Annotated in this window: 19 protein-coding genes; 12 read left to right on the top strand and 7 right to left on the bottom strand. The window is 66.3% G+C overall.

Features of this window, described 5'->3' with window-relative positions:
* Positions 1-92: 92 nt before the first annotated feature.
* The 4 genes from VSR34_RS25880 to VSR34_RS25865 are packed head-to-tail and all read right to left on the bottom strand — an operon-like array spanning position 93 to position 3697.
* Positions 93-1139: a DUF1839 family protein gene (locus VSR34_RS25880; protein ID WP_342963948.1), complete on the bottom strand. Its 1047-nt coding sequence runs from the start codon at positions 1137-1139 to the stop codon at positions 93-95.
* A complete protein-coding gene (locus VSR34_RS25875; RefSeq protein WP_342963947.1) occupies positions 1136-2179 on the bottom strand; it encodes an amino acid--[acyl-carrier-protein] ligase in 1044 nt (347 codons plus the stop codon). Before VSR34_RS25875 ends, VSR34_RS25880 begins: the two co-directional genes overlap by 4 nt.
* 1 nt (position 2180) lies before the next feature.
* Positions 2181-3449 (bottom strand): acyl-CoA dehydrogenase family protein, encoded by a 1269-nt coding sequence (locus VSR34_RS25870; RefSeq protein ID WP_342963946.1) that lies wholly within the window; start codon positions 3447-3449, stop codon positions 2181-2183.
* Positions 3446-3697: an acyl carrier protein gene (locus tag VSR34_RS25865; RefSeq protein WP_158757133.1), complete on the bottom strand. Its 252-nt coding sequence runs from the start codon at positions 3695-3697 to the stop codon at positions 3446-3448. The genes VSR34_RS25870 and VSR34_RS25865 overlap by 4 nt, the downstream gene beginning before the upstream one ends.
* Positions 3698-3948: 251 nt before the next feature.
* Here VSR34_RS25865 and VSR34_RS25860 point away from each other — a divergent pair, with 251 nt between their 5' ends.
* The 6 genes from VSR34_RS25860 to VSR34_RS25835 all read left to right on the top strand — a co-directional run bounded on the left by VSR34_RS25860 (position 3949) and on the right by VSR34_RS25835 (position 10642).
* Positions 3949-4482: a GNAT family N-acetyltransferase gene (locus VSR34_RS25860; RefSeq protein ID WP_342963945.1), complete on the top strand. Its 534-nt coding sequence runs from the start codon at positions 3949-3951 to the stop codon at positions 4480-4482.
* Between the two features lie 9 nt (positions 4483-4491).
* Positions 4492-6051, top strand: a complete 1560-nt coding sequence (locus VSR34_RS25855) for a hypothetical protein (protein WP_342963944.1) — start codon at positions 4492-4494, stop codon at positions 6049-6051.
* Positions 6052-6074: 23 nt separating this feature from the next.
* Positions 6075-7253, top strand: coding sequence for a glycosyltransferase family 4 protein (locus VSR34_RS25850; protein WP_342963981.1), 1179 nt, complete (start codon positions 6075-6077; stop codon positions 7251-7253).
* Entirely contained in the window at positions 7250-8404 is a 1155-nt protein-coding gene (locus VSR34_RS25845) for a glycosyltransferase family 4 protein (protein ID WP_342963943.1), read from the top strand. Before VSR34_RS25850 ends, VSR34_RS25845 begins: the two co-directional genes overlap by 4 nt.
* 178 nt (positions 8405-8582) lie before the next feature.
* Positions 8583-9704 carry a glycosyltransferase family 4 protein gene (locus VSR34_RS25840; protein ID WP_342963942.1) on the top strand — a complete coding sequence of 374 codons (1122 nt, stop codon included), beginning with the start codon at positions 8583-8585 and terminating at the stop codon, positions 9702-9704.
* Complete coding sequence (locus VSR34_RS25835; protein WP_342963941.1) at positions 9701-10642, top strand: glycosyltransferase family A protein; 942 nt, start codon at positions 9701-9703, stop codon at positions 10640-10642. The genes VSR34_RS25840 and VSR34_RS25835 overlap by 4 nt, the downstream gene beginning before the upstream one ends.
* Before the next feature lie 84 nt (positions 10643-10726).
* Here the strand turns inward: VSR34_RS25835 and VSR34_RS25830 are convergent, their stop codons facing one another.
* Together VSR34_RS25830 and VSR34_RS25825 are read right to left on the bottom strand one after the other, a co-directional pair.
* Positions 10727-12202 carry an oligosaccharide flippase family protein gene (locus VSR34_RS25830; RefSeq protein ID WP_342963940.1) on the bottom strand — a complete coding sequence of 492 codons (1476 nt, stop codon included), beginning with the start codon at positions 12200-12202 and terminating at the stop codon, positions 10727-10729.
* A 28-nt stretch (positions 12203-12230) separates the two neighbouring features.
* On the bottom strand, positions 12231-14387 hold the full coding sequence (locus VSR34_RS25825; RefSeq protein WP_342963939.1) for an acyltransferase family protein: 2157 nt from the start codon (positions 14385-14387) through the stop codon (positions 12231-12233).
* Between the two features lie 297 nt (positions 14388-14684).
* On the opposite strand from VSR34_RS25825, the gene VSR34_RS25820 reads away from it, so the two are divergent.
* The 6 genes from VSR34_RS25820 to groL all read left to right on the top strand — a co-directional run bounded on the left by VSR34_RS25820 (position 14685) and on the right by groL (position 22013).
* Positions 14685-16532, top strand: coding sequence for an alpha/beta hydrolase (locus VSR34_RS25820; RefSeq protein ID WP_342963938.1), 1848 nt, complete (start codon positions 14685-14687; stop codon positions 16530-16532).
* Positions 16529-17350 carry a class I SAM-dependent methyltransferase gene (locus tag VSR34_RS25815; RefSeq protein WP_342963937.1) on the top strand — a complete coding sequence of 274 codons (822 nt, stop codon included), beginning with the start codon at positions 16529-16531 and terminating at the stop codon, positions 17348-17350. The genes VSR34_RS25820 and VSR34_RS25815 overlap by 4 nt, the downstream gene beginning before the upstream one ends.
* Positions 17351-17503: 153 nt before the next feature.
* Entirely contained in the window at positions 17504-18031 is a 528-nt protein-coding gene (locus VSR34_RS25810; RefSeq protein WP_342963936.1) for a flavin reductase family protein, read from the top strand.
* Between the two features lie 89 nt (positions 18032-18120).
* Entirely contained in the window at positions 18121-19404 is a 1284-nt protein-coding gene (locus VSR34_RS25805; RefSeq protein WP_342963935.1) for a glycosyltransferase family 87 protein, read from the top strand.
* Between the two features lie 632 nt (positions 19405-20036).
* Positions 20037-20327 carry a co-chaperone GroES gene (locus VSR34_RS25800; RefSeq protein ID WP_028213162.1) on the top strand — a complete coding sequence of 97 codons (291 nt, stop codon included), beginning with the start codon at positions 20037-20039 and terminating at the stop codon, positions 20325-20327.
* A gap of 45 nt (positions 20328-20372) precedes the next feature.
* Positions 20373-22013 (top strand): chaperonin GroEL, encoded by a 1641-nt coding sequence (gene groL, locus VSR34_RS25795; RefSeq protein WP_028213163.1) that lies wholly within the window; start codon positions 20373-20375, stop codon positions 22011-22013.
* A 166-nt stretch (positions 22014-22179) separates the two neighbouring features.
* On the opposite strand, the gene VSR34_RS25790 is transcribed toward groL, so the two are convergent.
* The gene (locus VSR34_RS25790) at positions 22180-23025 is read right to left on the bottom strand and encodes a hydroxymethylpyrimidine/phosphomethylpyrimidine kinase (protein WP_342963934.1); all 846 of its coding nucleotides are present in this window, start codon (positions 23023-23025) and stop codon (positions 22180-22182) included.
* Between the last annotated feature and the right edge of the window lie 148 nt (positions 23026-23173).

The raw sequence follows: 23173 nt of genomic DNA, 5'->3' as shown, positions 1-23173 counted from the left end.
GCGGCTCCTTTCTTGAACGCGTGGTTGCCGCCCGGTGGGCGCGCAGCCCCGTCAGCTCCCTCGCCGGTTATCGGCCCCTCGGAGCGTCAACGTCAGCCCATCAGCCCGGCAAGCGGCGGCAGCGTGCTCTCGTAGGCCGCTTCGAGCGTATCGAAGCAGTCCGCGCACAGGTCGGGGCGCTTGCGCGCCATCGCCCGCACGAGCCGGAACTGCATCACCATCGACTCGGACGCGATGGTCTGCGCTCCCGCCACGATCGATTCCGGCATGTCGTAGCCCTGTTCGCCGAGCCACAGCAGGTACCTGGAGAGGAACTCGAAGTTGGCGCCCAGTTGCCGCATGAGGTTGAACGAGTACAGGTGGAAGAACCGCTCGCCGCGCGTGAGCACGGCGTCGAGCTGCTCGGGAAACACCTCACGCCACTGCGCGATGGGGTTGTGACGCGGCCTGCGCGCGAGATGGCCGCGCAACAGTTCCGCGGAAGCCTCGGCGAGCTGCAGCCCATGGAGCGGCTCGCGCGCCTGCTTGCAGAATTCCACATACGGAAACAGCAGGTCGGGCTGGTCGAGAAACTGCGGCAGCTTGCGGAAGATGCCGTCGTAATCGACGCCTTCCAGCCGGTGGTAGCCCGTGTTGTGGAAATAGCCCAGCCGCCTGCCTACGGGGTCGATGAAGTCGATGCCCACCGTGGTTTTCGGGTGCTCGCGCCGGTACGACGTGGCGCGCGTGTTGGGCAGGTAGTAGCCGTCCACTTCCACGAGCACCGTGTGGCCGCGCAGCGTTTGCGCATGCACGCGGTCTTCGAGCGAGTCGTAGATCGCCAGTTCCTGCACCTGGGTGCCGTAGAGCGTTTCGAGGTCTTCGAGCGGAAACTTGAAGAACGTGAACTGGTCGCCCTCGAAGTCCTGCGTCACCGTGAACGCGAAGCCGGCGCGCGGATCGAGGCCAAAGCCGTGCAGCACCTCGATCCACAGGTCGACGTAGCAGTTGGTCTCCACCCACACCCGCTCGCCCTGGTGCAGCGCGTGCGGTGCATGCTCCGCGCGCGGCGCGTGCAGCGGCACGACCACGGCGGGCGCCGCGGGCGCGTCAGGCGTCGCGGGCGCGAGCGACCCGGCGGTCGTGAGCGGCGCGCTCATGCGTGGCCCTCCAGCGCCTGCGCGATGCGCGCGCGCGTGTCGCCCCAGAGCAGCGCGCGGACCTCGTCGGGCCACGCGTTCACATCGAGGCCGTGGTGGCGGAAAAGCGCGAGCGTGATGCGCTCCATGCCGAAGCCGACGCAGCCCGTGTGCGCCACCGAGCCGTCGGCGCAGGCGATCTTCCAGATCGCGCCGAAGTGGTCCATGTGATAGTTGAACGACAGGCACGCGGTCTTGCTTTCGGGATTCGCCACCGGAATCAGCAGCTCGAACTTGAGCGCGAGCGTGCGCTGGCTGTCCGCGACGATCTTGCCGCCGCGCCCGAAGAACGGGTCGTTGGCGAGATCGACGTCGAGCGGCAGGTTCAGTGCGCGCACGAGCGCCGAGCCGCGCTCGATCCACATCTGGCGGAACGCCATGACCTGCTCCGCGTTGCCGAGGCGCACGTATTCGCGCTGGCGGAACATCTGCATGCGCGCCGGGTCGAGCGAAGGCTCGTGGCGGAAACAGTACGACAGCACGTCGATGGTCGCGCCGCCTTCGGGCAGCGGGCCGCGCTTCGCAATCACCGGATAGATCGGGTAGCACGCGGCCGGCGTGAGCACCACGCGCGTGGGCTTCTGCTGGCCGAGCCAGGCATCGTCGCGGTTGTCATCGCGCTCGGCCATGGCGTCGTCCAGCGCGCGCAAGAGGCGCCGGTGGCCGCCGTCGTCGCCGCAGAACGAGTGGATCGTGCCGGCCAGTTGCGGGAAGTTCTTCAGGTACTCGCTGTCCTCGAAGTCCGTGCGGCGCATGGCGGGCGGAAAGCGCAGAAGCTCGGGCTGCTGGTCCGCGCCGAGGTGCGAGATCGCCACGTTCAGACGGTCGACGATGTCCTCGAAGATCGCGCTGCGCCCGTACAGCCCGTTTTCGCCGGTGTCGATCAGGATGCCCTTCGCGAGCAGGCGCTCGCGCAGCGTCGGATCGGCTTCGAGTTCGGCGGCCGTTTCGCGGGCCGCGGCTTCCTGGGAGGCGGCGGACGTATCGGTGATCGTGCTCATGTCAGACTCCCCCAGGAGCGGCCGGACGCTGGGCCAGCAGCAGGCTCGCGGTGTTCTGCGCGATGCGGTCGTTGTTGATCATCAGCGGCGCCGAGTAGAGGTCGCGCAGGTGGCGCGCCACGCTGTAGTCCGTGCCGTTCTTGTAGCCCGCCATGCCGACGATCATCAGGACTTCCTGGACGACCTCGAGCGCCGTCGACGAGATGCTCGTCTTGAGCGTGTTCATGTCCGAGGCGAAGCCGAGCAGTGCCGAGAGCGGCAGATCCGCCTGGTTCGCGCCGTGCTTGGCGTGGTGCGCGGTGCGCGCGGCGTCGAGCGCCACGGCGAGGCGCGCCTGCATCATCTGCAGGAGGCCCGTGGCTTGAGCCAGGCGCATGCCGGCGGGCGGAACGAAACCGGCCGGGGCGGGTTTCGCGCGCGCCTGGGCGCGGAAGAACGCCTTGGCGCGGTTCACGGCGTCGGCCGCCACGCCGGTCCAGACGGCCGACCACAGCGTGTGCGAGACCGGCAGCATGGTCTGGTCGGCGATTTCGCTGAACGGCGTGGGCAGGATCTGCGCGGCGTCGCCGTTCGCGATCAGACGAAAGCCTTCGCTGCAGGTGCCGCGCATGCCCATCGAATCCCACACGCCGCGCTTTTCCAGCGTCGTCTGCTCGCGCAGCGTGACGATCATGACCTGGTCGGAGGCGGCCGCTTCCGCGCTGCGGCGCGCCGTCACCAGAATGGCGTCGGCCTGCGCGCCGTAGGAGATCGTCGGCGCCAGTTTCTCGATACGGAAGCGCTCGCCTTCCACCTCCACCGCGCACGCGCTCGTGCGCACCGCGCCGCCGATGGTTTCCTCAGACGTGGCTGAGGCGAACAGCAGCTGCTCCGCGACGAGGCGCTCGAGCAGCGCCTCGTGCCACGGCGTGCCGCTGCCGTGCTCGGTGACGGAAGCCACCTGGATCTGGTGCATCGCATAGACCATCGCGGTCGAGGCGCAGCCGTGCGCGAGCGTCTCGCAAATCGTCGCGACGTCGGCGAGCGAAAGGCCCGCGCCGCCGAAACGCGTCGGCACCATGGCCGAGAGCAGGTGCTCGCGGCGCAGCACGTCGAAGGCTTCGGTCGGGAAACGCGCTTCGCGGTCCACCGAATCGGCGTGCTGCGCGGCGACCTCCATGGCGCGCTGTGCAGCGGCGCGCCAACTGGCGGCCGGCTCGATCGCGGCGAGCGGGGCGGCTTGTGCTTCGCCGGCGGCGAGCGCGGCGTCCTGCATCAAGGGTGCGTTCATACGGCCGCCTTTGCCTGCTGAAGCTCGGTCACGGCCGCGGCAAGCGAATCGATGCTGGAAAAGAGCCGGCGCGTGAGCATCCGGTCGGGAATCTCGATGCCGAATTCGTCTTCGATCGCGAGCATCAGGTGCACGGTCGCGAGCGACGAGAGCCCGGCGGCGTAGAGATCGGCGTCGTCCGCCAGGGTGTCGGGCGGCACGTCGAGCCGGGCGGATTCGGACAGGATGCGGCGCAGTGCAGTTTTCATGAAATTGCCCCCTTCTGAGGAAAGGTCGCGTAGACGCTTCGGGTTGTTTCTTCGCAGGTCGGGTCCCGGACTGCCGTTGCGCGGCGCTACATGACGCGCGGGCAGCCGGGCGTGCCGGTTCTGCGTATTAAACGGATCGCGATGCAGCATCGTCGGTACGCTTCCGCACGGAGATCGACGGGTCGCGAGGCGTAACGTGTGGCTATGGCGGCACCGCGTGTCGCGACGCAATAAAAGCTTGAGGAGGATCAATGAACTGGAAAGCGCTCGAATTCGAACAGTTCACGGCACGCGAGCTGTATCTGATCATGCGCGCGCGCAGTGCGGTGTTCGTGGTCGAACAGTCCCACGTGTGTCTCGACGCGGACGGCCATGACGACCGCGCGCTTCACGTATTCGCCGTGGAGGACATGAGCAAGCCCATGCCGGTGGTCGCCTATGCACGTATCCAGCCCGGCGATGCAGAAGACCCTGAAATCACGCTCGACAAGGTGCTCACCAGCCCCGCGCGGCGTGGCGACGGCACCGCCGAGATGCTCATCGAGCGCGCGCTCGCGGCGATTGCCGAGCGCTGGCCGGGACGCGCCGTGCGCGTGAGCGCGCCGGCGAGCTTGCGCGGCTTTTACGAGCAGTTCGGCTTTCGCAAGACGGAAGGGCCGTTTCTGGAGCATGGCGTGCCGTTCATCGGCCTCGTGCGGCAGATGCGCGGCGAGCACAGCACGTTCGCCGCGCGGCGGCGCGAGCGCGGCGCGGTTTCGGCCGCGAGCACGTTTGAGCTGCTCTGAGGGCGCGCGATGAGCGAGGCCACAGCGATTCCGGGCTCGTTGCCTGGCTCGGCAACTGGCGCGTTGCCCGGTCCGGCCCCGTCGCGCGGGCCGCTGCGCGCATCGGCTCGCGCGCCGCGCCGCGCCCGCTCGCGCTCGATGTCGAGCTATCTGATCGGTCCTTTCGCGACGCCATTCGCGGTATTTGCGATCACGTTTGTCCTGATCCTGGCGCGCCAGGGGCGGCTGCTCGAGATGACCTTCATGCCGATGGGGGTCGGGGTCGCGTACTGGCTGTACCGGCGCTATCCGGCCCACTATCTCTCGTTCGTGTGCTGGCTTTTCTTTCTCACGCCGGAAGTGCGGCGCTTCGCGGATTACTACAAGGGCGTGTTCAACCAGACCAGCATCATTATGGCGACGCCGCTAATCGCGGCAGGCCTGAGCGGCATGTCCATGCTGCTCAATTACCGGATGCTCGGCCAGCGCCGCGCCGCGCCGCTGGTCATGATGCTGATCGCCATCCTGTACGGCTACGTGATGGGCGTGGTCCAGTTCGGGATCATGCCCGCGACCTTCACCGTGATTGCCTGGCTGCAGCCGCTCTTCATCGGCTGGTACATCATGCTGAACTGGCGTCTTTACCCGCTCTTTCGGCGGGTGCTGTTCAAGACTTTCGTCTATGGAACGATCCTGATGGGCTTTTACGGCATTTACCAGTACGTGTTGCCGCCTCCCTGGACCGTATTCTGGCTGGTGCAATCAGGCATGGGTACGTCGTCGGGCAGCCCGGTGCCGTTCGGCATGCGCATTAGCAGCACGATGAACTCCACGGGGCCGTTCGCAATGACGATAATGGTTGGCCTCCTCATGACGCTCGCCTCGCGCAGCAAGATGAAGATCGTCGCGGGCCTTGCGGGCGTCCCGGCAATCATGTTCACGGCTGTGCGCACCTCATGGGGCGCACTCATCATCGGCCTCATCTATCCGCTTTCCATGCTCGATGTGCGAAGCCGTTTGCGGCTCGTCATGGCCGTCGTGCTCTTCGCGGGCCTGTGCACACCGATGCTGATGATCGATCAGATCAGCGCCCCGCTCATCAAGCGCGTTTCCACGATCGGGAACCTGAGCGAGGACAACAGTTTCCAGGCCCGGCAGGGCTTTTATACGAACTTCGCCGCCATCGCAGAAGAGAGCTTCGCCGGGCACGGCATGGGGTCGACGGGGCTTGCGTACAAGCTCGCCGACCCTCACGCACAGATCATCGCGTCGCTCGATAGCGGCGTGGTCGACATGTTGTGGGTGCTCGGCTGGCCCGGCATGATGCTCTACGTGGGAGGATTGTTCGCGTTGCTCTGGCGGGCGTTCACTGCGAGCCTCGCGCGGCCGGGAGATCGCTTCGCGATCAGCGGTGTGGGCGCGGCGATCGCGATACTGGCGATCATGGTCATGCTCGATACGATGCAGGGCATTACCGGGACCTACTTCATATTCGGCGTGGTGATGCCCGTGATCGGCGTGCGCTATTCGCGCGAACAGCAGCGGCGCAATGAGGCCATCGGCCGCGCGCGCCGGCAGGGACTCGCATGACGACCGCAAACGAACACAAGGCACTGCGCGTGCTGATCGTCACGCACGTCGTGAGGGATAACGACGGGCAAGGGCGCGTGAACTACGAAATCGCGCGTGCGCTGCTGGCCGCGGGTCATCACGTCACGATAGTGTCTTCGATGGTGGCGCCGGAGTTGCTCGCGCATCCCTGCGCGCGCCATGTGCTGATTCGCGAAAGCCGTCTGCCGAGCCGCCTGCTCCAATACCAGATGTTCGCGTTGAAAAGCGGCGCGTGGATCCGGGCCCACCGTCGGGAATTCGACATCGTGCATGTCAACGGCTTCATCACGTGGGCGCGCGCGGATGTCAACGCCGTGCATTTCGTGCACGACGGCTGGTATCGCTGCGGCTTCTATCCGTTCCGGCTCGCCAGCGGGTGGTATGGCGCCTATCAGGTCATCTATACGCGCCTGAATGCATGGTGCGAGCGCTGGGCGTTTCGGCGCTCGCGCGTCGTCGTGCCGGTTTCGCACAAAGTGGGCGAAGAGGTGCGCGCGCTCGGCATCGAGTCGTCGACGCTGCGCGTGATCCACAACGGCGTCGATGCCCGGCAGTTCTCGCCGGGCGCCAGCGAGCGGGATCGCTTCGGACTTCCAGGCGAACCGTTCATGCTGCTCTTTGCGGGCGACCTGCGCGTGTCGCGCAAGAATCTGGACGCCGTGCTGCGCGCGCTGGTCTCGACGCCCGCGCACGTGCATCTCGCCGTGGCGGGTATCCTGCGCAACAGCCCCTATCCCGCGCTTGCGCACGAACTGGGCGTGGGCGACCGTGTGCATTTCCTCGATCTCGTGAAGGACATGCCCGCGCTGATGCGCTCGGTCGATGCCTTCGTGTTTCCTTCGCGCTACGAAGCGATGAGCCTCGTTATGCTGGAGGCGCTGGCGGCGGGTCTGCCCGTCATCACCGTGGCGACGGCAGGCGGCTCCGAGGTGATCGACAAGCGCTGCGGCGTGGTGCTCGAAAGCCCCGAGGATATCGAGGGCCTCGCGCTCGCCATCGAACGTGTCGCGCACGACAGGGCGTACGCGCGCGAGATGGGCCGCGCCGCGCGCGAACTCGCCAGAACGCTGACGTGGCAGGCCATGGCAGAACGCTATCTCGCGCTGTACGAGGAGCTCGCGCGCAGCGGCGAAGCGAGGCGAGGGCAGGTCTCTGCCCCCGCGATGTCGGCGCGATCATGACCGGGCGCATCGACTCGCTGCAGATCGGCATGCACTGGTTTCGGGAGCGTCCAGGCGGACTCGACCGGATGTTCATGGCCTTGATCGAATCCCTGCCGGCGCAGGGCGTGGACGTGCGCGGCCTCGTGGCCGGCACGGAGAACGTGCAGACGGAAACCAACGGCGTGGTTCAGGTGTTCGCCGGTGAGCGCGACGGTCTGGGCGCGCGGCTGCGCGGCGCGCGCCGGCACTCGATTCGCCTCAAGCGCACCCGCGTGCCCGACGTCGTGGCCAGCCATTTCGCGCTGTACGCGGCGCCCACGCTCGGGGTGTTCGCGCGAGTGCCGCGCGTCGTGCATTTTCACGGGCCTTGGGCCGCCGAATCGTCGGCGTCCGGCCGCGGCAAGCTATCGTATGCCGTGCGTCACGCCATCGAGCGATCGGTCTATCGCGGCGCGAGCCGGCACATCGTGCTCTCGCGGGCGTTTTCGCGCGTGCTGCAAACCGACTACCGCGTGCCGGAGGAGTCGATACGGATCGTGCCGGGCTGCGTCGACGTCGCCCGTTTCGACACGCCTCATACGAAAGTGCAGGCGCGCGAGCGTCTTGGCTTGAGCCGGGACCGGCCGCAGCTCTTCTGCATTCGCCGCCTCGTGCCGCGCATGGGACTCGAGGATCTGGTCGACGCGATGTTCGTGGTCAAGCAGGCGGTGCCGGACGTGCATCTCACGATCGCGGGCAAGGGGATGCTCGAAGGCGCGCTGCGGGCCCGCATCGCGGCGCGCGGTCTGGAGTCGCACGTCACGCTCGCGGGCTACGTGCCCGACGAGGATTTGCCCTTGTGGTACCGCGCCGCCGATCTGAGCGTCGTGCCCACGGTCACACTCGAAGGCTTCGGGCTGACCACGGTGGAATCGCTGGCCGCCGGCACGCCGGTGCTGGTGACGCCGGTGGGCGGGCTGCCCGAGGCCGTCGCGCCGCTCTCGGAAGGGCTGGTGCTGCCCTCGATCGGCTTCAACGCGATCGGCCGCGGCATTGTCGACGCGGTGCTGGGCACCCACCCGCTGCCGAGCGCCGAGAGTTGCCGCCAGTACGCGCGCAGCCGTTTCGATCATGCCGCGATGGCCGCGCAGGTGGCAGCGGTGTATCGCGAGGTGCTGGGCGAGCGCTGAGCGAAGTCGGTGCGGTGCGAACCGGGGCGGCGCGCGATGGAGCGCGGCCGCACAGACGCGCGCGCGCGCCGCTTTCAGGATCGGGGTGTTGCCGGCGCGCTTCGTTGCGCGCCGGTTGTCAGGCGAAACGGCGGCGCGCAAGCCGCTTTTCTCACCACGGGACAGCCCTGGGCGCAGCATGAAAATCATCCATCTGGCCAATCACGCACAGCTGATCGGCAACGGCATCGTCAACATGATGACGGACCTCGCCTGCCTGCAGGCGCAGGCAGGCCACGACGTGGTCGTCGCGACCTCGGGCGGCGAGTTCGAAGCGCTCTATGCGCGCTACGGCGTGCGTCATGTCACCGTGCCGCAGTCGCGCAAGCTGCGGCGCGCGCCGGCGATGCTCTCGCGCTATCGGCGGCTGGTCCGCGACTTCCAGCCCGACATCGTGCACGCGCACATGGTCACGGGCACGATGCTCGCGCGTTTCGCCTGCGCGCGACGGCCCTATGTGCTGTTCGCAACAGTGCACAACGAGTTTCAGAAGAGCGCCGTGCTGATGCGGTTTGCCGACCGTGTCGTCGCGGTGACCGGCGTCGTCGCGAAGTCGATGGAGGCGCGCGGCGTGCCGGCGAGCAAGCTGGCAGTCGTGCGCAACGGCACCGTGGGGTCGCCGCGCCGTGTCGGCTTGCCGCTCGGGCCCGCGCCCGAACTGCATCGTCCGTCCATCACGACGGTCGCGGGCATGTACGAGCGCAAGGGCATTCATGACCTGTTGCGCGCGTTCGCCGCGCTGCCGGAGCGTTTCGCGCATGTCCATCTGTATCTCGTCGGCGACGGGCCGGATCGCGCGATGATGGAGGCACTCGCGCGTGAGCTCGGCGTGGCCGACCGCGCGCACTTCACGGGTTTCGTCGCCAACCCGACGGGCTATCTCGCGCAAACGGATGTGTTCGTGAACGCCGCTCACCGGGAGCCGGGCGGACTCGTGCTGTGCGAGGCCCGCGAGTCGGGATGCGCCGTGGTTGCGACGCGCGTGGACGGCAATCCGGAGATGGTAGGCGGCGAAGACGCCGCGCTGCTCGTGCCGGCAGCGCAGCCGCAAGCGCTCACGCAGGCCATCGTGCGCCTGCTTGACGATCCCGCGTTTCGCGCGCAACTGGCCGAACGCGGCCAGAGCAATCTCGGGCAGTTCTCCGCGCAGACCGTATGCGACGGCTATCTGGCGCTCTACGACCAGGCGCTCGCGTCGCTGCGTTCGCCTCGCGGCCGGGAGGCCGTTGGCGCCGCACCGTCGCACGAGGTGTCGTCATGAGCCGCCGGGCGCAGGCGGGTGCTGCCGGGAGGCCATGCGGAGAAACGCTCGCGGAGCCGCGCTTTGCGGTTTGCGTGACGACGATGAACCGCGTCGAGGTGCTGGCCGCCTGTCTCGCGCGACTCGCTGAATGCGATCCGCCGCCGGCGTGCATCGTCGTGAGCGACGACTCGGCGGACCCGGCCATGCGGGCGGCGAACGAAGCCGTCGTGCGTGGGGCGGGCAACTGCGTCTATCTCGCCGGGCCGCGGCGAGGCGTGTGCGCGAACCGCAACAACGCCGTGCGTCACTGTCTCGAGCATTGCGCCGGTTGCACCCATGTGTCTTTCATCGACGACGACATCCTGGTCGAGCGCGACTTTTTCGCCGCGGCCGGGCGCCGTCTCGCACAGATCGCGCCGGAGCGTCGCGCAAAGACGATGCTCACCGGCGGGGCGTCGAGCGGGCCGAACCTGCACGAATGCCGCTCGCTGCGTCTGTCGTTCGCCTGCTATTTCGAAGAGGGCGACGAGCCGCAGTGCGTGAACCTTCACGCTTCGGTGTTTCCGCTCGGGCTCTTTTCAGGTAGCGGCTGGGACGAGAATATCTTCTTCGGCACCGAGGACGCGGAACTCGCCTTGCGCGCGCTGCACCAGGGCTACACGATTGAACTCGAGCCGGCGCTGCGCTCGCGCGACACGATGCCGGGCGATGGGGTGCTCAAAGGCGATGAGCGGCGTGCCGGCCTCACGCGCTATCAACTGAGCTGCGAGGCGGCTAGGCTCTATATCGGCGTGAAGCGCTATTGGATCATCGAGCCGAGCATACTGCGCTGCGCCGCTTTTCTCGCCGTCTATTTCGGCAACCTGACCGTTTTCCTGGCGAAGCGCCGCGCGCTTTCGCAGCTTGGGCCGATCGTGCGGCTTTCGAAAGTCTGGCGCGTGGGCGCGGCCGGTTAGCGCGTGCCGCAGGCGGCTCACGCGCGCCCGCGCGAACTGCCACAGGCCGCTGCCCGCTAGCAACCTCCCTCATCTACCGCTAAGTCACGTCAGCCGATCCTGACCTCGAGACACGCGCGCACGCATGAAGAAGCGTCGAGCGAGGTTGCGCAGCTGCGCCGATTGATGCAGCGACAGCGCCAGATTGGCCGCGACGGTGGCGAACGCAATCGCCGCTGCGGCCGCGATGCCGAGCGGTAGACAGGCGAGGGCGAACGCGACCACGAGAAACGCGAGATGCGTGAGCATGTTGCCGACGATGTCGCGCGTCTGCACGCGGGCGAAATACGTATAGGCGGCGTAATCGCACAGCGCTTTCGCCACGACCACGGCGCCCGTGCCGACAAGGCCGAATGCCTGCGTCGCGGCCCATAGCGCGGCGGCGAAGAAGGGCAGTAGCAGCCAGCTGATGCGCGCGACGCTGCGTGGATTGGCCTGGGCCTGGATCAGTATCCCGAGTATGCCCGACTGCCCTGCAAGCCATACGCCGATCACGAGCACGCGACCGACGGGCGCCGCGGCGTCCGCGATCGCCGCGCCGAGCCAGAGTTCGAGGAACGGCTTGAGCGCGAACAGGGCGACGATCATGCACGGCGTGAACACGCCATTCAGGAACGCGAGCGCGTCGCGCGCAAGCTTGTGCGCATCTTCGTGCGTAGCCGCGGAGAGGCGCGGGAACAGCGTGCGCAGCATCGCGGAAGGCAGCATGTTCAGCCGTGTGACGAGGTTCTGGGGCGCGGCGTAGTAGGTCACGTAGCGCGCGCCCAGAACCGCACCGACGAGCACGCGATCGAGCGTGCCGGCGATCGCGCCCGCGCCCGAGAACAGCAGCGTCCATTTGCCGTAAGCGAACAGATCGGCCATGACCTTGCGCTCGGGCATGCGCAGCCGCGTGATGCCGAGCGCGCGGAAGGTGGCGACACCGAGCAGCACGCCGGCGATCAGGCGCGCGATGACGGCGGCCGGAATCGCCACCGAAAGCGTGGGCGCGAGCCACCAGGCGGCGGCGAGCGGCAGCAGCTGGAACAGGAACGTGCCGAGCGTCTGGTTCGTGTTGTAGCTGCCGAAGCGCTCCACGGCCGTGATCGCGCCCGCGAACACCCACGTGACGTTGGCGAGCGGCACGGCCACGGCGATCCACGGCAGACTGCTCGTCAGCTCCTGGCGGAACACCGGTTCGACGTGCATGCCGTACGCGATGTAGAACGACGCGCACGACCACACGACGAGCCCGCCCACGATGCCGGTGCAAAGGTTGAGAAAGCACGCGCCGAAGAAGATCCGCTCGACGGCATCTCCTCCGGTGTTGCGCACCTTGGCGATCTGGTTTTCGGTGGCGAGGCTCGTGCCGAGATCGAGCAGGCTGAAGTAGCCGATCAGCGCCCACACGAGATTGATGACGCCATAGCGCTCGACGCCCAGCAGCCGGATGTAGGCCGGCACGGTCATCAGCGAGACCAGCGTCGGCGCGACGAGCCCGGCGAAGTTGATGACGATGTTGCGCAGGACGGCTTTTTCCATGAAGGTGGCGATCGATGGATCAGGAGAGTCACATGGCGTCGAGAATGGCTTGCTTGAACAGCAGCGAACCCTGCGCGCTCACGTGGTTGTCGTCCTCGTACACCGGCACGCCGTCGATCACGGCCTGGCAGGTCGCGCCCGCGCACAGGCGCGGCACGGGATCGAACACGCGCACATTCGGTATCGACGCGGTCGACTGGACGAGCTTGCGCTCGAACGCCTCGGTCTGCAGGTTAGCGGCCGCCGATGGCTCGATGCGTTCGGGGTCCGCGTAGAAGCGCGGCAGCAGCTTGCCTTCGAGCACGGGTGGGTTCTGGAAGACCACGAGCCGCGGCGTGCTCGCGGCGAGCGCCTGGACGGTGAGCGGAAGCTGGCTCGCGAGCGCCGCGCGCGAGGTGGCGAGCGTGGCACGGCCGTTAGGATCGGTGGTCACGAAGTGCGTCGCCTTCTGCAACTCGCGGAAGAGCGACCAGCCGTTGCCGTAGAGGCTCCAGCGCGCGATGTAGAACACCACGGCCGGCTTGAGCTGCCCGATGGCCGAAACGATCGGTTCGGCGAGCCCGAGGCGGCTGCAGTCGCACCCGCTTTGGGCGCCGTCGCTGCGGCGCGAGCGAGTGAGCGGCGGACAGCCGACGTGCACGAACGCCATGAGACGCATGTTGCGCTCCACGGCGATGCTATGCAGCACGGGCAGCCAGGCGCCGCCGTGCGAGTCGCCCCACACGACCATCAGCTTCCCGGTGGCGGTCGTGTTGTAGGCGGTGCAGAAGTTTTCGGCTTTCGGGTCTGCGAGATGGCAAGGCTCGGGCTGGAGCGCGATCCGCATCTGCTCGTTCTGCGAGTAGAGCGCGAAGCCGCGATTGTCGGCCGCCGCGCGCGTGGGCAGTCCGGCGCGTGCGAACAGCACCGCGCCTGCCGCGCCCAGCGTGGCCAGCATCAGGCACAGGGCACCGATCTGCCGACGATTGGCCCTTTTCGTGCGGACTGGCAGCTCGACGTAGCGGTAGGTCAGCGCGGCGAGCACGGTGCTCGCGAGCGCGAGCGCGACGCGCATCCACACCGGCACGAAGAGGCCGCCGTACAGGATGTTCGCGAAGGAGAGCAGGGGCCAGTGCCAGAGATACAGCGGGTAGCTGATGAGGCCGATCGAGACGGCCATGCGATTGCCGAGCACGCTCTTGTTGAGCCAGGCGCCTGGCCCCGCGCAGATGACGAGAAACGCGCCGACGGTTGGCAGGAGCGCGCGCCAGCCGGGGAACACGTCGTTTTCATTGATCAGCAAAACCGCTGCGACGATCAGCAGCAGGCCCGCCGCCGAGAGCATGTTCGACGCGCCAGGCCCGTGCTGTACGAGATTCGGGCGGTGCAGCAGCAGCCAGGCAAGCGTGCCGCCGATCATCAGTTCCCAGAAGCGCGAGAGCGGCGAGTAGAACGCCGCCGTCGGATTCGACACCGAGGTTACGAGGCTCAGCGCGAACGAAGCCGCGGCGATGCCGCCGAGCAACAGGGGAAAGCCGAGCCGTCGGCGGTACGCGAAGCTCGCGAGGAGCGGCCAGAAAATATAGAACTGCTCTTCCACGCCGAGCGACCACAGATGCAATAACGGTTTGGACGCGGCCGTATCGTCGAAATAGCCGGCTTCACGCCAGAGTGCGATGTTCGAGAGAAAAGTTGCGCCAGCAACGAGATGCTTGCCAAGCTGCTGGTACTCCTCGGGCATGAGCAGGAACCAGCCGGCCACGAGACAGGTGGCGAGCACGACGAGCAGCGCCGGAAAGATGCGCCGGATGCGCCGCACGTAGAATTCGACGTAGCTGAAGCGGCCGTCTTCGATGCTCTCGAAGATGATCGTGCTGATCAGGAAGCCCGAAATAACAAAGAAAAGATCGACGCCGACGAAGCCGCCGCGCAAAAGCGACGGAAACGCGTGAAAGGCCAGCACGGAGAGCACGGCGACGGCCCGCAGCCCGTCGATATCGGGCCGGTACTTCGGTGCCCGCAGGTGCTGCGGTGCCGAGCGCGTCGGGGTCGGCGCAGTTCGTGCCGGATGAGCGAGCGCATCGGCCGCTTCGCCCGCGTCGCGATAGAGCGCGCCGGCGCCCACGAGGACGCCGGACCCCTCGATGCTCGATGGCGCGCCGCCGTCGCTTGCGGAAAGAGGGGCAGCCTCGTTGGTCATTCGCATGGCGGACTCATGCTGGGCGGATCCGGTGGATGGGCAGCGCGTGCCGGCGCGCGCCGCAGGGCCGCGATTCATGACTGAAAACGGCTGTTCCTTGCTGACCCAATTGTGCCGCTGGAGCGCGGCATGCAGTGTGGCCGGGCGTACAGATACGCCGATAGGCGTCTGGTTAAATTCCCCCAACCAGGTAAGGGTTTGTCCCACACCATTGCGTTGCGCCGGTTCGCCGGTTCATTCAGGCGACGCGCCCGGGCGGCTGTCATTGTTCATTCTTGCCGCGTCATCGCATAGGGATATCCGATGGAACCTGTCGTCTTCGACGGCTGCTTTGGCTGGCTTCATCCGGCGACCGGCCGCCATGGGGTGGTCTTGTGCAATCCATTCGGCTATGACGCGCTCTGCACCCATCGTGGCTGGCGGCGTCTCGCGGAGCGACTCGCGGCCAGCGGCATGCCCGTATTGCGCTTCGACTATCCCGGCGCCGGCGATTCGCTCGGCGACGAGGAGGATCCTGGCCGCATCGAGGCATGGATCGACAGCATCGCGGGCGCGGTGCGCCATCTGCGCGAGCGCACCGGCGTCGGGCAGGTTTCCCTGTGCGGCCTGCGCCTGGGCGCGACGCTGGCGGCGCTGGCGGGCGAGCGCATCGGCGATATCGATGGCCTCGTGCTGCTCTCGCCCGCGTTGTCGGGCCGCAATTATCTGCGCGAATTGCGCGCGCATCGGCAAAGCTGGCTGAGCACGCCGGCCGGCATGTCGGCCGATCCGATTCCCGAAACGGCCGCCTATGTCGAGGCGTTCGGCTTCGGCCTGCATGGCGACGATATCGCGCGGCTTGGCGCAGTGGATCTGCGCGCCGACACGAAAGCGCCCGCGCGGCGTGTGCTGCTGCTCGACGCGAGCGACCGCGTGCGCGCCGGCGCGCTCGTCGATCATTACGCGGCACACGGCGTGGCCGTGGAGCGCCAGTCGTTCGGCGAGGCCGATCGCTTCATGGTCGAAGCGCTGTACAGCGAAGAACCCGTCGTTGCGTTCGACGCCGTGACGCAGTGGCTCGCCGATGCCCCGCCGCGCGAGGATGCATGTGCGGCTCCCGCGTTCGCGCCGCGCGTATGGGAGGAGCCGCAGCTCGCGGCGGCGGACTTTGTCGAGCAGCCCGTAATCTTCGGCGACTACTTCGGCGTGCACTGTGAGAGCGCCGCGCCGCGCGCGGATGCGCCCGCGGTGCTGTTTCTCAACACGGGCGCGAGTCACCATATCGGCGACGGGCGCATTTTCGTGCTGTTCGCGCGCCGGCTCGCGGCGCTCGGCATCACGTCGCTGAGAATGGATCTGGGCGGTCTCGGCGACAGCACGCCGGCCGCGCGTTCGGTCACGCTCGACACGATCTATTCTCAGGAATCCTGCTCGGATGCGGCGGCCGGCGCGGACTGGCTCGTCGCGCGCGGCCACGCGCGCGTGGTCGTGTTCGGCGTGTGCGGAGGCGCGTTCGTCGGGCTGCACGCGTGTGCCCAGCATCCGCATATCGTAGGCAGCTTTGGCGTGAACCTGCAGAAGTTCATCTGGGACGGCGCCGATCGCACGCCCGGAACGATGGGCCTCGCGTGCAACAGGGTGCTGCGCCAGTCGGCGCTCAGCCTCGAGAAATGGAAGAAGGTATTGCGTGGCGAGACTTCGCTGTCGCGCGTGGCGCGCGGGCTCTCGCAGCGCCTTGCCCGAACACTGACACGCCGTGTGGCGGACTTCGTCGACGCGACGACGGGCTGGTCGTTGGCCCCGAGCGAGGCGCGCCGCCTGATGCAACGCATCCACGCGAAGGGCGCCGAAGTGCGGCTCGTGTATGGCGAATACGATCTCGGCCTCGACGAACTAAAGATCCAGTTCGGCGCGCAGATGGGCGGCTTGCGCGCCTTTACGCGCGTGCGCGCCGCGGCGTTGCCGAAGCTCGATCATGCGCTGTTCACTCAGGCTGCGCGCGAAGCGGCGATGGCCGACGCGCGCCAGTGGTACTTCGAGCGCTTTTGCCAGCCGCAGTCGCAGGCGGAAGCAGCGTGGCACGGCCCGGTGCCGGTTGCGCGGCCGCGTGTGGCGGCCGAACGTGCAAGCCAGGTTACGTGCAGTTCTCATCTTGATGGAGCGCATCAATGAACTTCGAGCTTCCGCTTGACCAGATCAACCAGCGCGCGTGGAACTCGCAGGATGCGATGCGTGAATTCACGATGGGCAAGACGTTTACCGACCCTGGCGAAGAAGCCGCGTTCGACTGGGTCTACGCCGAGTGCGCCGGCGAGCCGATCCTCGACATCGGCATTGGCGCTGGCCGCACGATTCCGCTGATGATGCGGATTTCGCACAAGTACACCGGTATCGACTACACGCTGAAGCTGCTGGAACAGGCGCGTGCGCGCTTTCCGGGCCTCGATCTGCGCCACATGGACGCGCGCGACATGGCGGATCTCCCGTCGGACCACTTCGCACTCACCGCGTTCAGCTGGAACGGCATCGACTGCGTCGACTATGAAGACCGCGTTCGCATTCTCAAGGAGATGTACCGCGTCACGCGGCCCGGCGGCCTCGTGCTGTTCTCGACGCACAACCGCGAAGGCCCGGGCTTTCAGGAAACCATCTGGAAGCTGCTGCCGCGCTTTTCCCTGAATCCGTTGCGCTTCGGCTGGCGCATGCTGCGTTCGCTGCGCCTGTTTCCCGTTGCTGCCTACAACTACCTGCGGCACGTGCGATTTCATCGCGACTATCCGGGATATTCGATCAAGACCGCTGGCGCGCATTTCTTCGGCATTGTGATCGTCTATACGACGCTGCCCGAGCAGCGGCGCCAACTCACATCGCTTGGCTTCGAGATCGACGCGGTGTTCGGCAGCGGTGACGGCTTGCGCATTCCGGCGGAAAAGACCACCAGCGACGCTTTCTGGTTTCATTTCATCGCGCGCAAGCCGAGAGCGCACTAATGCCTCTGCTGCGCTGGCCGATCCGTGGAAGCACGCACAGGTCGCCACAGCGGCGCGGATCCATTGCGACTGAGACGTTGCACAATGGGAACGTTGCGTAGCGCCTGGAGACCACGGTTCGGCGATGATTGCAGCCGTATTCGGGAGAGCAACATGCACGCGAGCGTAATGCGCCACGCTGGGAGCTCCACGTCCTGTGGCGAACTGGACGAGCGGCGCTTGCGCAACGCGCTGGGCCGCTTCGCCACGGGCGTAGTGGTGATTTCCACGGGCACGGGCGACGAGTTGCATGCCATGACGGCGAACGCGTTCATGTCCGGGTCGCTCAGGCCGCCGCTGATTGTCGTGTCGGTCGGCCATCGCGCGCGCATGCACGAACGGTTGATGAGTACTCACCTCTTCGGTGTCAGTGTGCTTTCGGAGGAGCAGGAATCCCATAGCCGGCACTTCGCGGGCGAGCCGCAGAGCTGGCTGGCTCCGCGCTTCATGGAGGTCGAGGGGCTGGCCGGCGTCGCACTGCTGCATCGCGCTCTCGCCCGCTTTGCCGCGCGGGTCGTCGACCGGCACCCTTGCGGCGACCATACGCTGTTCGTCGGCGAGGTGCTTTCGTTCTCGCTGGAGGAGGACGCGCCGCTCGTGTTCTATAGCGGCCGCTATGCTTCGGTGGCGCAGGGGCGCTGAATGAGGCCACCCGAGCCTGTGTGTATCTGTACGTTCCGCACGCCAGGTCGGCGTCAGGCTCTCCGTGCACCGAGCGGGGAAGCGCAGCGATGAGTTCAAGGCTGGACCTCGAGCGCAATGACGGACGTTGGGCCGAATGGTTCGGCTGGCCGCGCAACAGGCGGTGGCTGCTGTTCAGCCTGCTTGCGCTCGCCTGTTTTGCGCTGAAGGTATGGATGACGGTGCAGAATTTCGCGCGGCTCGGCCTCTTGCACGATCAGCCGGACTTCAATTTTTTTTACTTCGCATTCGATACTGTCCACAATCATCTTACCGACATCGGGCGGCTATACGACCGGGGCTATCTGTTCGACCGTCTCGATGCGCTCGGCGTCGGCATCGACCGGCGCCGTCACGATATCTACGGGTATCCGCCGCAGTTCGCGGTGCTGCTGTCGCCGCTCGGCGCGCTGGGCCTCGGGGCCGCGAAGATCATCTGGCTCGTCTCGGGCGGCGTGCTCTTCATTGCGTCGCTGTGGATGCTCGCGGCGATATTGATGCCCGACGACCAGGCCGATGCGCGCCGGCGGTTTTTCCTGTTCTCGCTTGCGATTGGCGCGCTTAGCCACCCGCTCTATCTGGAACTGCAGTTCGGGCAATCGAACCTGCTGATCTTTTTTCTCGCGGTATCGACGTTCTATCTGCGCTATGAACGCCGCAACAGCTGGCTGGCCGGTGTGCCGATCGGCATTGCGATCATCCTGAAGATGAGTCCAGCCGCGATTGCGCTCTTCTTTCTGCTGCGCAAGGACTGGCGGCTCAATCTCTCGGCTCTGCTCGCCGCCGTAGCGGGCACCTTGCTGACGGCGGCGGTAGCGGGCTGGGATGTGCTGCTCCGCTATCCGTTCGAGTCGCTACCGGCGATGATGAAAGTCGCCGCGCGATTCGGCCCCGCGCCATGGAACAGCTCGTTTCGCGGTGTGCTCGAACGCGTGCTGGCCGACCTCGGGCTGGCCGTGCCGCACGCGCTGGTGTCGGCGGTGGTGGGCCTGTACCTGCTGCTGGTGCTCTGGGCGTTCGCGTCGGTCACCTGGAACACAAGAGCCGACCGGCATCGCGATATTGCGTGCGCCGCGTTGCTGCCTTTGATGGTGTCGCCGGTCGTCGAACGCACGCATGCGATGCTGTTGATCGTGCCCGTTCTTGCGATGACAGCGCTGGTGTGGAATCGCCCCTTGCCCGGGCCTTCCGGTCCGGAACGGGTCTGGCTCACGCGACACGTGATCGGGATCGGTGTCGTGGTGGCGATCGTCGCGATCAACCCGATATGGGTTTCTTATTATCTGGGTATCCTGGCGATGTTTTTTGTCATCGTGCGCGCACGGACATATTGACTCCCGATTGCCGTCGCACAAGGCGTGAAGAAACGCGACGAGCAGGACCTGGCATCTTGCTTGAGCGCATGATCGCGCCCGGGGCGCCTTCAGGTAGCCCTCGGCTGGCCGGCGGCCGCGGGCAGCGATGCATGCTGGCCCAACATTCGATTGGACTCCCCGAACGGGCTCTGGGCGCTGAGTCGCTGAGTGGGCGATGGCCGCGGCAAGTCTGACCCTTGAATCGACTGGCGCGTTATAGCGGCGATTGGGGATTTCACCAGGAGGCGACGGGTGCCTCCGCGCGCGGGTATTTGCTTCTCTGAAACGCTTTTCCACCTGACGTAGCGCGTCTGCAGGGCGAAGCCTTGGTGGTGGGATAGTGCATTGTTTTTATTAAAGAATTCTGCGGTTTTGCAACCCCGTTCCGGGCGCCCTGAAAGCGGCCAATGTTGCGGGTTGAACCGTTCTCGACACATCCATTTCCCCGTTCCGCCCCCCTCCTTGAATTTGTCACACCCCGTCCATATAATTAGCACTCACCGCACGAGAGTGCTAACAACTCTGGTGCTAACCGAATCTCTGGCTGGCGGTTACCGGCAGCCAGGTTTTCTTGAGTCTCTTCAAGTCCTAAATCAAGAGAGGATCTATCCATGAACCTTCGTCCTTTGCATGATCGCGTGATCGTCAAGCGCCTGGATCAAGAAACCAAGACCGCTTCGGGCATCGTGATCCCGGACGCAGCGGCAGAAAAGCCGGATCAAGGTGAAGTCCTGGCCACGGGCCCGGGCAAGCGCGACGACAAGGGCGCCCTGATCGCGCTCGACGTGAAGGTCGGCGATCGCGTCCTGTTCGGCAAGTACGCTGGTCAGACCGTCAAGGTCGACGGCCAGGAACTGCTCGTGATGCGCGAAGAAGACATCATGGCCGTGGTGAACAAGTAAGTTCAGACCACCGCACATTCATCAAGAATCCCAAGGAGTTAGAAGATGGCAGCTAAAGACGTCGTGTTCGGCGATTCCGCCCGTTCCAAGATGGTTGAAGGCGTGAACATTCTCGCCAACGCAGTGAAGGTCACGCTGGGTCCGAAGGGCCGCAACGTGGTTCTCGAGCGCTCGTTCGGCGGCCCGACGGTCACCAAGGACGGTGTCTCGGTCGCGAAGGAAATCGAGCTCAAGGACAAGCTCCAGAACATGGGCGCGCAAATGGTCAAGGAAGTCGCTTCCAAGACCAGCGACAACGCCGGTGACGGCACGACGACGGCTACGGTTCTGGCCCAGTCGATCGTCCGCGAAGGCATGAAGTACGTTGCATCGGGCATGAACCCGATGGACCTGAAGCGCGGCATCGACAAGGCCGTCTCGGCAGCGATCGAAGAGCTGCGCAAGATCAGCAAGCCGTGCACGACCAACAAGGAAATCGCGCAAGTCGGCTCGATCTCGGCAAACAGCGACACGTCGATCGGCGACCGCATCGCTGAAGCGATGGACAAGGTCGGCAAGGAAGGCGTCATCACCGTCGAAGACGGCAAGTCGCTGCAAGACGAGCTGGAAGTCGTCGAAGGTATGCAGTTCGACCGCGGCTACCTCTCGCCGTACTTCATCAACAACCCGGACAAGCAAGTCGCCGTCCTGGAAAACCCGTTCGTCCTGCTGTTCGACAAGAAGATCTCGAACATCCGCGATCTGCTGCCGGTTCTGGAACAAGTCGCCAAGGCTGGCCGTCCGCTCTTGATCATCGCTGAAGACGTCGAAGGCGAAGCGCTCGCAACGCTGGTCGTCAACAACATCCGCGGCATCCTGAAGACCGTTGCCGTCAAGGCTCCGGGCTTCGGCGACCGTCGCAAGGCCATGCTGGAAGACATCGCGATCCTGACCGGCGGCCAGGTCATCGCTGAAGAAACCGGCCTCACGCTCGAAAAGGCATCGCTGAACGAACTCGGTCAAGCGAAGCGCATCGAAGTGGGCAAGGAAAACACGACGATCATCGACGGCGCAGGCGAAGCCGTGAACATCGAAGCGCGCGTGAAGCAAATCCGCACGCAGATCGAAGAAGCGACGTCGGACTACGACCGCGAAAAGCTGCAAGAGCGCGTTGCCAAGCTGGCAGGCGGCGTGGCAGTGATCAAGGTTGGCGCTGCGACCGAAGTCGAAATGAAGGAAAAGAAGGCACGCGTGGAAGACGCGCTGCACGCAACCCGCGCTGCCGTTGAAGAAGGCATCGTCCCGGGCGGCGGCGTCGCGCTGATCCGTGCACGTACGGCGATCGCCAGCCTGAAGGGCATCAACGCCGATCAGGACGCAGGTATCAAGATCGTCCTGCGCGCCATGGAAGAGCCGCTGCGCCAGATCGTCACGAACGGTGGCGAGGAAGCGTCGGTCGTCGTGGCAGCGGTTGCAGCTGGCCAGGGCAACTACGGCTACAACGCAGCGACCGGCGAGTACGGCGACCTGGTGGAAGCCGGCGTGGTCGACCCGACGAAGGTCACGCGCACCGCGCTGCAAAACGCAGCTTCGGTTGCCGGCCTGCTCCTGACGACGGACGCAGCTGTTGCTGAAGTGCCGAAGGAAGATGCCCCGATGCCCGGCGGCATGCCCGGCGGCATGGGCGGCATGGGCATGGACATGTAAGGACGGCTTCGGCCCAATTACATCGACGTGCAGGAAACACACCGCGAGGTGTGTTTCCGGGCCCGAAGAAAAAGAGAAAACCCGCAGGGGCGCAAGCCCGTGCGGGTTTTTTCGTCTGTGCGTCTTTTGCGCAGCCCGGAATCCGGACGTAACGCTGGCTCTTGGCTTATTGCTGCACTTCCCCCGGCGATGCCTCGCCGTTATCCGCGTCATTGCTGCGCGCCCAGAAGAACCGGTCCGGCAGCCAGGCGCCCATGCCTGGGCGGAACGCGTTCTGCACCGCCTGATACACGTACTCCTGCGCTTCGCGCACGGCCTCCGGCACTTCCTGCCCGTTCGCGAGCAGCGCGGCAATTGCTGCGCCGAGCGTGTCGGTCAGGCCCATCATCGGCTGCGTGGCGCGGTCCCACAGGTCCTGGCGCAACTGGCCGTCTTCGCAATAGAGCGTGTTGACCACGCGATGCGTGCCCGTCTCCATCGCCAGGATGTATTCGCAGCCGGTGGCGAGCAGGTGCGCAATGGCGGCGTCGACGGTGGGCGCGTCCGCGTCGCCGTCCGGCTGGGCGAGCGCGATCAGCACCGAGGCGTCGGCGACGAGCAGCGTGGTCTGCGGCACGAGCAGGTCCGCCATGGTCTCGCGCAGCTCGTCGGCGGCGAGCACGTGTTCGTCGTCGAGCGTAAAGTCGGGGGCGAGGATGAGCGGCACGTCGTCGTAGTCGGCGACCACTTCGGCGATCGCGCTCACGACTTCGGCGCGCGCGCCCGCGCCCACCTTGAACGCGGCGATCGGCATGTCTTCGAGCAGCATGCGCGCCTGGGTGGCCACGGTTTCGGGATCGAGCCCCGTCACCTCGTCGCAGCCCGCGGAATCGCGCACGGTGTAGCCGGTCAGCACGGTAACGCCGTGGCAGCCCATGCTGGCGAGCGTGAGCAGGTCGGCCTGGAGTCCGCCGCCGCCCGTCGGGTCGGAAAGGCCGAAGGTGAGAACGATGGGAGGGGTGTCGCTGGGCATGAACGTGGCGAGATGGAGTGGACGTCGGCTGCGGCGCGCCGCGCCGTCGTATGAGATGCGTCAATTATGCGGCTTATCCGTGCATCCGGGGGACGGATGCCGTCGGCGGCCGAGGGTTTTTGTGCGTCGCACGAGCCGCCAGCGCCAG

It is taken from the genome of Paraburkholderia sp. JHI2823, from assembly GCF_038900695.1.
GTDB lineage: Bacteria > Pseudomonadota > Gammaproteobacteria > Burkholderiales > Burkholderiaceae > Paraburkholderia > Paraburkholderia mimosarum.
The sequence above is the reverse complement of the archived record's forward strand: the minus strand, read 5'-3'. Positions and strand labels throughout refer to the sequence as shown.

Coding starts and splice junctions, on each gene's coding strand:
- VSR34_RS25880 (WP_342963948.1), bottom strand. CDS start 1,139: ATGAGCGCGCCGCTCACGACCGCCGGGTCGCTCGCGCCCGCGACGCCT.
- VSR34_RS25875 (WP_342963947.1), bottom strand. CDS start 2,179: ATGAGCACGATCACCGATACGTCCGCCGCCTCCCAGGAAGCCGCGGCC.
- VSR34_RS25870 (WP_342963946.1), bottom strand. CDS start 3,449: ATGAACGCACCCTTGATGCAGGACGCCGCGCTCGCCGCCGGCGAAGCA.
- VSR34_RS25865 (WP_158757133.1), bottom strand. CDS start 3,697: ATGAAAACTGCACTGCGCCGCATCCTGTCCGAATCCGCCCGGCTCGAC.
- VSR34_RS25860 (WP_342963945.1), top strand. CDS start 3,949: ATGAACTGGAAAGCGCTCGAATTCGAACAGTTCACGGCACGCGAGCTG.
- VSR34_RS25855 (WP_342963944.1), top strand. CDS start 4,492: ATGAGCGAGGCCACAGCGATTCCGGGCTCGTTGCCTGGCTCGGCAACT.
- VSR34_RS25845 (WP_342963943.1), top strand. CDS start 7,250: ATGACCGGGCGCATCGACTCGCTGCAGATCGGCATGCACTGGTTTCGG.
- VSR34_RS25840 (WP_342963942.1), top strand. CDS start 8,583: ATGAAAATCATCCATCTGGCCAATCACGCACAGCTGATCGGCAACGGC.
- VSR34_RS25835 (WP_342963941.1), top strand. CDS start 9,701: ATGAGCCGCCGGGCGCAGGCGGGTGCTGCCGGGAGGCCATGCGGAGAA.
- VSR34_RS25830 (WP_342963940.1), bottom strand. CDS start 12,202: ATGGAAAAAGCCGTCCTGCGCAACATCGTCATCAACTTCGCCGGGCTC.
- VSR34_RS25825 (WP_342963939.1), bottom strand. CDS start 14,387: ATGCGAATGACCAACGAGGCTGCCCCTCTTTCCGCAAGCGACGGCGGC.
- VSR34_RS25820 (WP_342963938.1), top strand. CDS start 14,685: ATGGAACCTGTCGTCTTCGACGGCTGCTTTGGCTGGCTTCATCCGGCG.
- VSR34_RS25815 (WP_342963937.1), top strand. CDS start 16,529: ATGAACTTCGAGCTTCCGCTTGACCAGATCAACCAGCGCGCGTGGAAC.
- VSR34_RS25810 (WP_342963936.1), top strand. CDS start 17,504: ATGCACGCGAGCGTAATGCGCCACGCTGGGAGCTCCACGTCCTGTGGC.
- VSR34_RS25805 (WP_342963935.1), top strand. CDS start 18,121: ATGAGTTCAAGGCTGGACCTCGAGCGCAATGACGGACGTTGGGCCGAA.
- VSR34_RS25800 (WP_028213162.1), top strand. CDS start 20,037: ATGAACCTTCGTCCTTTGCATGATCGCGTGATCGTCAAGCGCCTGGAT.
- groL (WP_028213163.1), top strand. CDS start 20,373: ATGGCAGCTAAAGACGTCGTGTTCGGCGATTCCGCCCGTTCCAAGATG.
- VSR34_RS25790 (WP_342963934.1), bottom strand. CDS start 23,025: ATGCCCAGCGACACCCCTCCCATCGTTCTCACCTTCGGCCTTTCCGAC.